The sequence below is a fragment of the Metasolibacillus fluoroglycofenilyticus genome (genome assembly GCF_003049645.1).
In the GTDB taxonomy this organism is placed as follows: Bacteria; Bacillota; Bacilli; order Bacillales_A; family Planococcaceae; genus Metasolibacillus; species Metasolibacillus fluoroglycofenilyticus.
Window position 1 is genome coordinate 1 of the sequence record NZ_PYWK01000009.1, and the last position, 12,053, is coordinate 12,053.

Sequence of the window (12,053 nt, forward strand, 5' to 3'; positions counted from 1 at the left end):
CGATGAGGTAGATAGGTTCGAGGTGGAAGTGTGGCGACACATGGAGCTGACGAATACTAATCGATCGAGGACTTAACCACAATTAAAACTTGTTTCAATGTTCGTTTATCCAGTTTTGAAAGAACAAGAAGATACATACTTGACTTTAATATAAAAGATGTTATAATAATTCTTGTCTTTGAAAATAGTCTAGTGATGATGGCAAAGAGGTCACACCCGTTCCCATACCGAACACTGAAGTTAAGCTCTTTAGCGCCGATGGTAGTTGGGGGCTTCCCCCTGTGAGAGTAGGACATCGCTAGGCTAACCTTGATATCGTTCCGAAGTAGCTCAGTGGTAGAGCAACCGGCTGTTAACCGGTTGGTCGCAGGTTCGAGCCCTGCCTTCGGAGCCATCTTCTTGGAGAGTTGTCCGAGAGGTCGAAGGAGCACGATTGGAAATCGTGTAGGCGGTTAACACTGTCTCAAGGGTTCAAATCCCTTACTCTCCGCCAACCTTTAAACAACGTTTATTGGCCCGTTGGTCAAGTGGTTAAGACACCGCCCTTTCACGGCGGTAACACGGGTTCGAATCCCGTACGGGTCACCACTATTGAATATGGAGGATTAGCTCAGCTGGGAGAGCACCTGCCTTACAAGCAGGGGGTCGGCGGTTCGAACCCGTCATCCTCCACCATTATTATTATCGCGGGGTGGAGCAGTTCGGTAGCTCGTCGGGCTCATAACCCGAAGGTCACAGGTTCAAATCCTGTCCCCGCAACCAAAAGGTCCCGTGGTGTAGCGGTTAACATGCCTGCCTGTCACGCAGGAGATCGCCGGTTCGATCCCGGTCGGGACCGCCATTTTAATATAAAAAGTGGGTCAGTAGCTCAGTTGGTAGAGCATTAGACTGAAGCTCTAAGTGTCGGCGGTTCGATTCCGTCCTGACCCACCATTTATTCCTAAATGCCGGTGTAGCTCAGTTGGTAGAGCAACTGACTTGTAATCAGTAGGTCGTGGGTTCGACTCCTATCGCCGGCACCATTTGGTGGGGTAGCGAAGTGGCTAAACGCGGCGGACTGTAAATCCGCTCCTTAGGGTTCGGCGGTTCGAATCCGTCCCCCACCACCATTTATCTGAATAGGGGCATAGTTCAACGGTAGAATAGAGGTCTCCAAAACCTTTGGTGTGGGTTCGATTCCTACTGCCCCTGCCAGATTTTTTTGTTATGAACAGAACATAAATAGTGGCGATTGTGGCGAAGTGGTTAACGCATCGGATTGTGGTTCCGACACTCGTGGGTTCGATTCCCATCAGTCGCCCCATTAATAATCTAAAGTAAATTTTATATAATGGCGATTGTGGCGAAGTGGTTAACGCATCGGATTGTGGTTCCGACATTCGTGGGTTCGATTCCCATCAGTCGCCCCATTTAATAATAAAAGTTGTTGGGGTATAGCCAAGCGGTAAGGCAACGGATTTTGATTCCGTCATGCCTAGGTTCGAATCCTAGTACCCCAGCCATTTGCGGAAGTAGTTCAGTGGTAGAACACCACCTTGCCAAGGTGGGGGTCGCGGGTTCGAACCCCGTCTTCCGCTCCATTTTACGGCGGCATAGCCAAGTGGTAAGGCACAGGTCTGCAACACCTTTATCACCGGTTCAAATCCGGTTGCCGCCTCCAATTTAGTATAAATTGGGGATTTTTTTTCCTCTTTTTTAAATGAATATTTTGCGGAAGTAGTTCAGTGGTAGAACACCACCTTGCCAAGGTGGGGGTCGCGGGTTCGAACCCCGTCTTCCGCTCCAAATCTTTTGTAAGTATGAGAAAATTGATTTATCATACTGGAAAAATACTATAATGCCTGAGTGGTGGAATGGCAGACACGTCGGACTCAAAATCCGATGCCAGCGATGGCGTGTGGGTTCGAGTCCCACCTCAGGTATCATCTAAACTTCAACTTCGGTTGGAGTTTTTTATTTTGCTTATAAGAAATATGCCTCATACCTTTGGCAATGTTATAATACAATTGATTGAAAGAGGTGGAAGATTTGAATAGTAGACCAAAAAAATTAACACAAGGCGATACGGTAGGTGTTTTAGCACTGAGTAGTCCATTAAAGATGGAGCAGCTACCGATTAAGCTTGAATTTCTTGAAAAATTAGGGTTGAAGTATAAACTAGGACAGACGATTGCGGAGTATGAAGGGTTTTTGGCTGGCAGTGATGAGGAACGTCTTGCGGATTTATATGCAATGATAGCGGATGATGAAATTAAGGCTATATTTTGTGTGCGTGGTGGCTATGGTATTGGAAGATTGCTAGATAAAATCGATTATCAGCTATTGCAGGAGCACCCTAAAATTATTTGGGGTTTCTCTGATGTAACGAGCTTGCATTTAGCTGTTAATCAATATGCTAATTTAGTTACTTTCCACGGACCGATGTTAAGTGAGAGTAGTGACATTTTAGATGAGCTGTCAGAGAAAATGTTTCAGCAATTATTTGCACCGATTGAAATTCATTATGATGAACGGATTTCAAAGCTTGAAACGGTTGTCTCAGGCGTGGCTCGTGGCGAATTGATTGGTGGTAATTTGAATCGCTTAGTGAGCACACTTGCGACGAAATTTGAGATAGATTTCTCTAATAAAATTGTCATACTAGAAGATATTCATGAATCGCTTGACCGCATTGATGGTATGTTTAATCAATTGCGTTTAGCTCGCAAGCTAGAGCAAGCGGCTGGCTATATTATTGGTGATTTTAATGGTGTTGATGAGGCTGAGCTACTAAAGATTGTTTCCCACTATTTAAAGCCATTAAATAAGCCTGTATTAGCTGGCTTTAAAATTGGACATTGCAGACCGAATATTGGTCTTCCATTAGGAGTAGAGGCGATAATCGATGCGGATGCAAAAGTGTTAAGGGTATTGCCAGGTGTAGAAGAATAAAGAAGCTGCTCTGTAGGCAAATTGCTTACGGGCAGCTTCTTTTCGTAGCAAGCGTTTAGAAATCAATTCTGCGTTTGTCTGTCCTATTACTTCTAGTTGGTCATTGGTAATTAGTAATCTAGTGACAGGTGAAGTGTAATTGGTTTTTCGTTTAGTTAATCCTAAAAGGAGAAAACGCTCGTTACGACTTGGTTTGGAGTCTCACCGCACCAAGATTAGAAATAGGCTGAATCCTCGAATTCAATTTCTACTTGATAGTTTTTTGCATTAATGGCATTCGATAAACGGTGTGCCTGTTTTTCTAGTTCATTCGCACGTGTACGATATGCAGCTGGATCATAAAGAGCAACATTGTATAAAATTGTTTCGCCGATACTTTGCATAAAGCTTTCCTTTTCAGACATGCCAAGTACCTTAGCCTGCTCGGCTTCAGCCCGTAGCTGGGTAGCAAGCTCAATGGCTTCGACTATAGCAAGCTTTTCACCATTATACTCTATGAAATTATCAATATTCGCACGGTAAATAAGACGGTCTAGTGTACGCGCATCTTTACGCACGACAGCAAGCTCTGTTTCTACTTGCTGCAATGTACGGATAGGTGCTTTTGGTTCTTCCCCCTTTTCAACGATTGTATGTGAGACAGAAGAAATTTCCATAGAAAGCTCTCGAATTTTTTTGTTTAATACACTTTTTAATTTAATTGCTTCAGCTAATGAAATCATTTATATCCACCTTTTTTAAAGTATTCGTTAGTAAAGCTGTTGTGAAATCGCCACCGTTTACTTGTGTAAACATTTTGCCAGCAGCAGCTAAAAGCTCCTTGCAATCTTCATCTGATTGAGAAGGGCGCAAATAGAAGATTTGTAATGCTGATGTTGTTTGCTCGGTCACTGCTGTGCGCTTAGAGTCAACAAAAGGGCTGCCAAATGGACCGAGCTTATCATGTGTATAAAGAATATTTTTTAATGAGTTATGGCGGCCATTAAGTCCCTCATAGCTAGTCTCTTCGTTACCAAGAGCTACCTCAATATCCCCTTGTAGCTTGTCTATATCATAAATACCGATTGGTACTTCATATTGCAAGGAGAAGAAGTTATTTAAGTCGACTGCTGAATGGAATGGAGTTAAATAATTTTGCTTTGAAATGCGGCGCATTAGGCTTTCCGCTGAATGACGATAGCGGTTTGGGTCTGCGCCGAGTGTTTTCCAAAGCTTTCGCCATTCAGCAATACCTGCTCTTTCTGTTACAGGTATTTCCTGCATTTCTAAAAATAAATTTTCCTGATAAAGTTGTATGCGCCCTTTAATCATTTGAGGAGAATCTGACACGACAATTTTGTTATAATAAATAATGCCGATTTTTAAATTATATGTAGAAAGCGAATCGTGCAATGAAATATTCATAAAATCACCTGCTATATTAAATTTGATATATATATTGTAGCAATAAGGAGAGAAAAAGAAAAATGAATGTCACTGATTTACAGACAGAGTTAATTCTGTATGCTAAATCGATTGGTGTCGATAAAATAGGGTTTACGACAGCTTCTCCATTTCTCGAATTAAAAAATCGTTTGCGTCGTCAACAGCAACTAGGCTATCAGTCAGGTTTTGAAGAACAGGATATTGATAAGAGGACAGAGCCTTTACGCTTATTAGACCAAGCGGAGAGCATTATTGCCATCGCGCTTGCCTATCCTTCAAAAATGAAGGATGCTCCTTTAGGAAAAAAAGGTGAGCGACGGGGAATTTTTTGTCGAGCTTCTTGGGGAATTGATTATCATGTTGCTGTGCGTGAGCGTTTGCAGTTAATTGAGGAGTGGCTAAGGAAACATGTGCCAGATGTAAAAATAAAATCTATGGTAGATACAGGGGAGCTAGTCGACCGCGCAGTTGCAGAGCGTGCAGGAATTGGCTGGAGCGGGAAAAATTGCTCAATTATTACACCAGAGTTTGGCTCTTACGTTTATTTAGGAGAGCTCATTACCAATATCCCATTTGCACCAGATCAGCCGATGGAGGATGAGTGCGGGGAGTGCAGGCTTTGTATTGATGTTTGTCCAACGGGGGCGATAGTAGAAGGCGGACAGTTAAATGCGCAGCGTTGTATTGCTTTTTTAACACAAACGAAAGGGTTTTTACCTGATGAGTTTCGTGGGAAAATTGGCAATCGTTTATATGGATGTGATACATGTCAGACAGTCTGTCCGAAAAATAAAGGTAAGGCTAATTGGATTCATGAGGAGTTTATGCCTGACCCAGAATTGGCAAAGCCATTATTGGAGCCTCTACTAACGATTTCAAATAAGGAGTTTAAAGCGAGGTTTGGACATGTATCTGGCTCGTGGCGTGGCAAAAAGCCAATTCAGCGCAATGCGATTTTAGCTTTGGCTCATTTTAAAGAGCAGCAAGCAGTACCTGAGCTATTGCAAGTAATGAAAAAGGATGAGCGACCCGTTATTCGCGGTACAGCTGCATGGGCTCTTGGAAAAATCGGAGGACAAGGCGTACAAGAAGAATTATTAGCTGCAAAAGAGCGAGAGCAGGATGCAGAGGTGCTAGCAGAAATCGATAAAGGGCTAGCATTATTAACAGAAATTGATTGAGAGAAGGGTTTATTGTGCCATTGCATATCGTTTTATATCAACCAGAAATTCCAGCTAATACAGGAAATATTGCACGGACATGTGCAGGAACGAATACAAGCTTACATCTAATCCGTCCTTTAGGCTTTTCAACTGACGATAAAATGCTAAAGCGCGCAGGCCTTGATTATTGGGAGCATGTTCATGTTGTGTACCATGATTCTTTGGAGGATTTTATTGCTTATAGTGAGGATGGCGATGTGTATTTAATAGAAACATATAGTGACGAGCCATTTACAACACATGATTTTAGCAATCATGAACGCGATATTTATTTTATGTTTGGCAAGGAAACGACAGGCTTACCAAAGGATTTTGCTTATGAGCGTAGAGATATGTGTTTACGAATTCCACAAAGTAACCATATTCGTTCATTAAATTTATCGAACACAGCAGCAATTGTCATTTATGAGGCACTTAGACAGCAAGGCTATCCAGGATTAAAGTAAGAAGGCTTTGAAGCAAGCTAGTGTTGAAAAATACGCATTGTATTTTTCAACGCTTTTTTTGTTGCTGGGGTGAGGAAATCGCAGATAGTTCATCAATGTAGCTTTATAAGCTAAAAAGTATTTTTTGCTTTCAAAAATGTATACATGCAATGCTAGCAGACATTTGTTCTTGACATGTGATAGACATAATTGCATGTTAATGTAGAGGATATAAGAATGCAGCGGGGTGAAAAGATATGTCTACGATACTTATAGTCGAGGATGAATTTGCTATTAGCCAAGTGTTAAAGGTTTACTTAGAGAAGGTTGGCTATCAAATTGTGCAATGTTATAACGGCAGCGAGGCACTGCCAATGTTTCATGAGCATCAGCCACATTTAGTGCTGTTAGATATAATGCTGCCAGATAAAAATGGTTGGATGATTTTGAAAGAAATACGGCAGCAAAGTAGTTGTCCTGTTATTATGCTGACAGCATTGGGAGAAGTTGATGACCGTCTAGCTGGGTTTGATCAGGGGGCTGATGATTATATTACAAAGCCATTTGTCGCTGATGAGATGGTCGCAAGGGTAAAGGCTGTGTTAAGACGTTCGCAAGGAAATGAGCAGGCTTCATTTATTAAGCAGTTTGGGCAGCTTGAAATTGATACGAGGGCACATACTGTTTATTTAAAGGGACAGGAAGTTGTTTTAACACCAAGGGATTTATCGGTGCTATTATTTTTAGCGGAATATCCGAATCAAACATTTACACGAGAGCAGCTAATTGAGCATGTATGGGGCTGGGAGTATGATGGCAGCGATAGGGCTGTAGATTTAGCGATAAAGCGATTGCGAAAGGCATTAATGAATTGGGATATACGGGAAGGCGAAATTAAAACATTGCGTGGATTGGGGTATCAATTAAGTGTTACGAAAAAATAAAAAAACAACATTGCTTCGCTATTGGACAAGTCGTTATGTCGCAACATTAATGATTGGATTAGTTATTATTTCTTTTCTTTCTGCTAGTTGGATTCGTCATACGACATTTGAGACGCGTATTGAAATGATGGAATTTTTAGCGGAGGAAACAGTTTATCGATTGACTGATACAGCTGCGCCTGACAACATGTTGCCAAACTTTATTGATAATCGCGAACGCTTCCGTATGCGGGAAATTGACCCTATATTATATATAGCCGATGCAAAGGGCAATATTTTAAAGAGCAATCGCCCAATTCATCCTGATAGTGCCAGGAACGTAACTGAGTGGCTAGATAGTGATAAAGCATATACGAAAGTGTCAATTCCTCCAAAGGGTGAGCACTATCTTGTGAAAAGACCTATATATGTAGAGGACACATTGTTTGGCTGGGTGCTTGTCATGGAGGAGAAGCAGCATTTAACAAAGGTAGAGCAGGCATATGGGCAACTCGCTGTACTTATTGGTGCTTTAGCAGTACTTGGTTGGGGGGCAATTTATTTTTTATCGAAGCGTTTAGCAAGACCAATTAAGCAGGTAGCTATCGCAGCAAGGCAAATTCAAGACGGTGACTATCATGTTTATTTACCTGAAAATAATAAAGAACAAGAGGTAGATGAGCTTGTCACCTCCTTCAAGGAGATGGCAAGTAAGCTAGAGCAGTTAGAAAAAACAAGAACCGAATTATTAGCTGGTGTGACACACGAATTAAAAACACCTGTGACCTCTATTAGTGGCTTGCTACAGGCAGTGAGTGACGAAGTGGTGTCAGGCAAAGAGGCACAAGCATTTCTTGCAATGGCATTGCAAGAAACAACAAAAATGAAAACGATGGTTGGCGATTTGCTGGCATTTAATCGCTTTGCTGTTGATGCGCTTCCAGTCAACATTGTCACAGCAAATATTAATGAAGTCGTAGAAAACACAGTAAAGCAATGGGAGCTACTACAGGATGGTCAAAAAATTAATATCGAGTGCCGTCTGCTTACGCAAAATGTCTATGTTCAAGCAGATATGGTGCGTTTGCAGCAAATTTTGACGAATCTATTAACAAATGCTCAGCAGGCAATACAGGAGGAAGGCACGATTACGATTACTGTGAGTGTGCAGCAACAGCATGTAGTAGTAACTGTAGAAGATACGGGACAAGGAATTTTAGAGGCGGATAAACCGTTCATTTTCGAGCGTTTTTATCGAGGGGAAAATAAAAAATATGGCGTGCGTGGTCTAGGATTAGGGCTACCACTCAGCAAGATGATGGCGCAGTCTATTGGCGGCGAGTTAGAATTAATAAATAGTAGCTCAACGGGAACAAGCTTTGCGCTTAAATTATTGCGAAATAATTAAGAGGGGGCGTTCGAAAAGCTGTGCAGTTGCCAGCATTTTGGACGCTATTGTTGATGTTTTAGCAAAAGAGGGACCTGTTGATATAGAGCTTTCTTTGAAAATGTGAGAAGAATAGAGTTTAGCAGGTTTTTTCAAATGAATCATTGTACATATAAGATGGAGGCTGCTTATTAGGCAGCCTCTTTTTAATACTACTGAAAAAAACTTTTTGGCTGACATCTTCCTGACACATTAAGTGATTATAGTAAAAGATGTACAGGACAACGTTCAACGAAAAGGAAGTGAAAAAATGGGGAATTTAGCAAAGGGACGCAAGGAAATTAAGCATGCGATTTCATATCCGCAATATATGATGATGAAAAGTAAGCTTGCCCATATAATGCAGCTTGACCCACATGCGGGGGCAAATGGGAAGTATTTAATACGTAGCACATATTTCGATAATTTTTCAAATAAAGTTTTGAATGAAAAAAAAGAAGGTTATCTTCACCGTGATAAATATCGTGTACGTATTTATAATAAAGCGGCAACAATTATTCATTTAGAGCGCAAAAGTAAACGCCATAATATGACTTTCAAAACAAAGTGCGTCATTACGAAAAAAGAATATGAACAAATGCGCTATGGTGAGTTGCAGTGGATGGAAAACGATTCACGCCCCTTATTAAGAGATTTATATAAAGAAATGTATTATCGACAGTTAAAACCTGTAGCGGTAGTAGATTATGAACGAGAGGCGTATATTTATCGGTTTGGAAATGTGCGTGTGACATTTGATAGCAAAATACAAACGAGTATTCACAATACCGATATGTTTCATCTGAATTTGCCAATGGTTGATGTACTCGAACCAAATATTATTGTATTAGAGGTAAAATACGATGAATACTTGCCAGATATTATTAAATATTTACTGCAAACAGTAGATACGCATGCAGAGGCTTATTCTAAATATCAATTAAGCCGCATGTATGGATAAAAATCAAAACAAAGGAGTTATCTATAATGGATACAATAAACTTTACAGATATTTTTAAATCTAGCTTTCTTGAAAAAACAACTTCATTTTCTTTAATTGATTCAATTATTGGATTAGTTGTCGCCTTTTTTGTTGGGCTATTTATTTACGCGGTTTACAAAAAAACATTTAACGGCATTATTTACTCTCATTCTTTCAATATTTCATTATTGATTATGACGATGGCGACAGCGCTAGTTATTATGGGGATTAGTTCAAATGTACTGTTATCGCTCGGTATGGTTGGGGCATTATCAATTGTTCGTTTCCGTACGCCGATTAAAGACCCGATGGATTTAGTGTATATTTTCTGGGCAATTGTTTCAGGAATTTTATGTGGTGCTGGTTTTATTCCACTTGTACTTATCGGAGCAATTTTAATTGGTTTAGTATTGCTAGTATTTGTTAATAAGATTACGATAGAAAATCCTTATTTACTTGTAGTAAAGTTTGAGCAAGCTGCAACAAATGGGGAAATAGAAAAACTAATTGCTCAATTTTCGAAAAAATATGCTTTGAAATCAAAATCGATGATGCAAGGTAGCGATATAGAGGCAACCTATGAAGTACGTGTAAAAAATAATGATGCAAATTTAATGGAGGCTATTGCACAACTAAATGGGGTGAAGTCAGCAATTATGCTGAGCTATGATGGCAATTTCACTGCATAATAAGGGGGACAAACAATGATAAAAGCACGTGTTGTTTATTTATGTATGTCTATTTTATTGTTGCTCTTTATTGTAATGGTAGCAGTCATGCCGAATATTGGTATTCAAACATCAAATGCTGCCTTTTCCTATGAGGAGCATGTCTTTAATCAAAGCAAAGTGACAACAGTTGATATCGAGCTAGATGAGGAAGAGTGGCTCGATATGCTAGAAAATGCTTCGGCAGAAGAATATAAAGTTGCAAATGTTACAATTAACGGTAAGAGAATGGAGCATGTAGCCATTCGCACAAAAGGAAATTCGTCATTGCGAGCAGTCGTCAATAGCGATTCAACGCGCTATAGCTTTAAAATCGACTTTGATTATTATGATAATGAACAAAGCCTATATGGTTTAACGAAGCTTAACTTAAACAATAATTATAGTGATGCGACATTAATGAGAGAGTATATCTCCTATGAATTAATGGAAGCAATGGGGTTACCAACACCCGCACATTCGTATATGTATATTACCGTTAATGGCAAGGAACAAGGCTTGTATTTAGGCGTTGAGCAAATTGATGCGACATTTTTAGCGAATAAATTTGGCTCAAATGATGGTTTTTTGTATAAACCAGATGGTGTAGGTAGTGATTTGCAATATATTGGTGATGATATAGCCGACTATACAGGTATTGGTTTAAAAACGAACGAAGGCAATGTGGAAAATTCCAAAATTATTGAGATGATTGAGGCAATTAATAAAGGTGATAATATCGAGCAGTATTTGGATATAGATGAAATGCTACGTTATTTTGCAGTCAATACAGCAGTAGTCAATTTGGATAGCTATCAAGGCAATATGAAGCATAATTATTATTTGTATGAGCAAGATGGCGTATTTTCTATTATTCCTTGGGATTACAATATGTCCTTCGGTGGCTTTTCTGTAGGAATGGGCGGCGATGGCAATCGAATGGCTCAGCAGAATTCACAACGAGGAGCGGAACAGGAGCAAATGCAAGACGGAGCGGAGCAGCAAAATTCTAACACACAAACGCAAGATAGAAGCGAACAGCGAAACTCCGCTATGCAAATGCAAAATGAAATGGGCTTCGGAGGGCAATCAAGCAATTTATTAGCAGATGAATCTATTAATTTCAGTATTTCCACACCTGTGTCTGGCACGACATTAGAAGAGCGCCCATTGTTGAATGCACTGCTTTCTAATAGTGAATATCGTGCGATTTATGAGGGCTATCTCGAGGAAATTGCAACGAATTATTTAACAGAAGAGTATGTTCAAAATATCGCAAATAATTTAGCTGTTCAACTAACGACATATGTTGAAGCAGACCCAACAAAATTTTATACGACAGCGGAATTTTTAGCAGCTGTCGAAGGTGAAAGCAGCCTTGCTGAATTTGCCAAAAAGCGCTCAACATCTATATTTCAGCAGCTATCAGGCGAGCTTGTAGTAGAGGCAAATACAACACAAGGAAACGGGCAGATGCCTCGGAGAAATAGAGACGGAAATGAAGAAGCATCTGGGCAACAACCTACAGATTGGGCTGAAAGCGAGATGCGAATTCCAGTAAATGGAGAGGGAAGTCAGCAAAATATACTTGGGCAACCGCCAGCAGATTGGGATGAAAATGGGATGCAACCACCCTCGATTGGAGAAAATGGATTTGGTCAGCCACCTTCGGATTGGAATGGAAGTGAGATGCAGCCACCGAATCGCAATGGGGAAAGAGTAGCACCCGATGGAATGAGGCAGGCATCCGATTTTTCAAATGGCACTCCATCAAACCTTCAAACAACGAATACCTCCATGCAAATTATTGCTACAATCACATTACTACTTTTAATCGGCGCAACGGTCTTCGTTTTTAAATTTAATCGTAGAGGGTTTAGGTATAGTAAAGTGCGTGTCTGAAAGGTAGTGATAATTTATTGTGACTACTTTAGGAGCAGATGTTTTTGTACCGAGAGCGAAGCAACAGGTACAAATATTTTAGAGAATATTTAATATAGAAGCAGGGACT

Annotated in this window: 10 protein-coding genes, 17 tRNA genes and 1 rRNA gene; 26 read left to right on the plus strand and 2 right to left on the minus strand. The window is 40.3% G+C overall.

The window, feature by feature from the left end; all coding sequences use genetic code 11:
* The first annotated feature begins 188 nt into the window (after window positions 1-188).
* The 19 genes from rrf to C9J36_RS16540 all read left to right on the plus strand — a co-directional run bounded on the left by rrf (window position 189) and on the right by C9J36_RS16540 (window position 2,931).
* Window positions 189-304, plus strand: a 5S ribosomal RNA gene (gene rrf, locus C9J36_RS16450).
* A 15-nt stretch (window positions 305-319) separates the two neighbouring features.
* Window positions 320-394: transfer RNA gene (locus C9J36_RS16455), tRNA-Asn, on the plus strand.
* A 7-nt stretch (window positions 395-401) separates the two neighbouring features.
* Window positions 402-493: transfer RNA gene (locus C9J36_RS16460), tRNA-Ser, on the plus strand.
* Between the two features lie 20 nt (window positions 494-513).
* A tRNA-Glu gene (locus C9J36_RS16465) sits at window positions 514-588 on the plus strand.
* A gap of 11 nt (window positions 589-599) precedes the next feature.
* Window positions 600-675: transfer RNA gene (locus C9J36_RS16470), tRNA-Val, on the plus strand.
* A gap of 10 nt (window positions 676-685) precedes the next feature.
* A tRNA-Met gene (locus C9J36_RS16475) sits at window positions 686-762 on the plus strand.
* A gap of 3 nt (window positions 763-765) precedes the next feature.
* Window positions 766-841, plus strand: a tRNA-Asp gene (locus tag C9J36_RS16480).
* A 16-nt stretch (window positions 842-857) separates the two neighbouring features.
* Window positions 858-933, plus strand: a tRNA-Phe gene (locus C9J36_RS16485).
* A 13-nt stretch (window positions 934-946) separates the two neighbouring features.
* Window positions 947-1,022 (plus strand) — tRNA-Thr (locus C9J36_RS16490).
* A gap of 3 nt (window positions 1,023-1,025) precedes the next feature.
* Window positions 1,026-1,109 (plus strand) — tRNA-Tyr (locus C9J36_RS16495).
* An 11-nt stretch (window positions 1,110-1,120) separates the two neighbouring features.
* Window positions 1,121-1,194: transfer RNA gene (locus tag C9J36_RS16500), tRNA-Trp, on the plus strand.
* Window positions 1,195-1,227: 33 nt separating this feature from the next.
* A tRNA-His gene (locus C9J36_RS16505) sits at window positions 1,228-1,303 on the plus strand.
* Between the two features lie 30 nt (window positions 1,304-1,333).
* A tRNA-His gene (locus C9J36_RS16510) sits at window positions 1,334-1,409 on the plus strand.
* 18 nt (window positions 1,410-1,427) lie between these two features.
* Window positions 1,428-1,502: transfer RNA gene (locus C9J36_RS16515), tRNA-Gln, on the plus strand.
* A gap of 3 nt (window positions 1,503-1,505) precedes the next feature.
* A tRNA-Gly gene (locus tag C9J36_RS16520) sits at window positions 1,506-1,580 on the plus strand.
* A 6-nt stretch (window positions 1,581-1,586) separates the two neighbouring features.
* Window positions 1,587-1,660 (plus strand) — tRNA-Cys (locus C9J36_RS16525).
* Between the two features lie 50 nt (window positions 1,661-1,710).
* A tRNA-Gly gene (locus tag C9J36_RS16530) sits at window positions 1,711-1,785 on the plus strand.
* A gap of 54 nt (window positions 1,786-1,839) precedes the next feature.
* A tRNA-Leu gene (locus tag C9J36_RS16535) sits at window positions 1,840-1,922 on the plus strand.
* A gap of 106 nt (window positions 1,923-2,028) precedes the next feature.
* A complete protein-coding gene (locus C9J36_RS16540) occupies window positions 2,029-2,931 on the plus strand; it encodes a S66 peptidase family protein (RefSeq protein WP_107943795.1) in 903 nt (300 codons plus the stop codon).
* Window positions 2,932-3,146: 215 nt separating this feature from the next.
* Here C9J36_RS16540 and C9J36_RS16545 read toward each other — a convergent pair whose 3' ends face one another.
* Entirely contained in the window at window positions 3,147-3,653 is a 507-nt protein-coding gene (locus tag C9J36_RS16545) for a hypothetical protein (protein WP_107943796.1), read from the minus strand.
* Window positions 3,637-4,335 (minus strand): B3/B4 domain-containing protein, encoded by a 699-nt coding sequence (locus tag C9J36_RS16550; protein WP_107943797.1) that lies wholly within the window; start codon window positions 4,333-4,335, stop codon window positions 3,637-3,639. The genes C9J36_RS16545 and C9J36_RS16550 overlap by 17 nt, the downstream gene beginning before the upstream one ends.
* Window positions 4,336-4,397: 62 nt before the next feature.
* On the opposite strand from C9J36_RS16550, the gene queG reads away from it, so the two are divergent.
* From queG to C9J36_RS16585, 7 genes are all read left to right on the plus strand, one after another.
* Window positions 4,398-5,537 (plus strand): tRNA epoxyqueuosine(34) reductase QueG, encoded by a 1,140-nt coding sequence (gene queG / locus C9J36_RS16555; RefSeq protein WP_107943798.1) that lies wholly within the window; start codon window positions 4,398-4,400, stop codon window positions 5,535-5,537.
* A gap of 14 nt (window positions 5,538-5,551) precedes the next feature.
* A complete protein-coding gene (gene trmL, locus C9J36_RS16560; protein WP_107943799.1) occupies window positions 5,552-6,025 on the plus strand; it encodes a tRNA (uridine(34)/cytosine(34)/5-carboxymethylaminomethyluridine(34)-2'-O)-methyltransferase TrmL in 474 nt (157 codons plus the stop codon).
* A gap of 236 nt (window positions 6,026-6,261) precedes the next feature.
* Complete coding sequence (locus C9J36_RS16565) at window positions 6,262-6,948, plus strand: response regulator transcription factor (protein WP_107943800.1); 687 nt, start codon at window positions 6,262-6,264, stop codon at window positions 6,946-6,948.
* Window positions 6,932-8,335, plus strand: a complete 1,404-nt coding sequence (locus C9J36_RS16570; RefSeq protein WP_107943801.1) for a HAMP domain-containing sensor histidine kinase — start codon at window positions 6,932-6,934, stop codon at window positions 8,333-8,335. The genes C9J36_RS16565 and C9J36_RS16570 overlap by 17 nt, the downstream gene beginning before the upstream one ends.
* A gap of 289 nt (window positions 8,336-8,624) precedes the next feature.
* Complete coding sequence (locus C9J36_RS16575; protein WP_066167390.1) at window positions 8,625-9,314, plus strand: polyphosphate polymerase domain-containing protein; 690 nt, start codon at window positions 8,625-8,627, stop codon at window positions 9,312-9,314.
* A gap of 26 nt (window positions 9,315-9,340) precedes the next feature.
* A complete protein-coding gene (locus C9J36_RS16580; protein WP_107943802.1) occupies window positions 9,341-10,024 on the plus strand; it encodes a DUF4956 domain-containing protein in 684 nt (227 codons plus the stop codon).
* Window positions 10,025-10,039: 15 nt separating this feature from the next.
* Complete coding sequence (locus C9J36_RS16585) at window positions 10,040-11,944, plus strand: CotH kinase family protein (protein ID WP_107943803.1); 1,905 nt, start codon at window positions 10,040-10,042, stop codon at window positions 11,942-11,944.
* Window positions 11,945-12,053: the final 109 nt, after the last annotated feature.

Bases quoted from the DNA above. Each gene is read 5' to 3' on its own strand.
- C9J36_RS16545 (WP_107943796.1), bottom strand. From the start codon at position 3,653: ATGATTTCATTAGCTGAAGCAATTAAATTAAAAAGTGTATTAAACAAA.
- C9J36_RS16550 (WP_107943797.1), bottom strand. From the start codon at position 4,335: ATGAATATTTCATTGCACGATTCGCTTTCTACATATAATTTAAAAATC.
- queG (WP_107943798.1), top strand. From the start codon at position 4,398: ATGAATGTCACTGATTTACAGACAGAGTTAATTCTGTATGCTAAATCG.
- C9J36_RS16565 (WP_107943800.1), top strand. From the start codon at position 6,262: ATGTCTACGATACTTATAGTCGAGGATGAATTTGCTATTAGCCAAGTG.
- C9J36_RS16575 (WP_066167390.1), top strand. From the start codon at position 8,625: ATGGGGAATTTAGCAAAGGGACGCAAGGAAATTAAGCATGCGATTTCA.
- C9J36_RS16580 (WP_107943802.1), top strand. From the start codon at position 9,341: ATGGATACAATAAACTTTACAGATATTTTTAAATCTAGCTTTCTTGAA.
- C9J36_RS16585 (WP_107943803.1), top strand. From the start codon at position 10,040: ATGATAAAAGCACGTGTTGTTTATTTATGTATGTCTATTTTATTGTTG.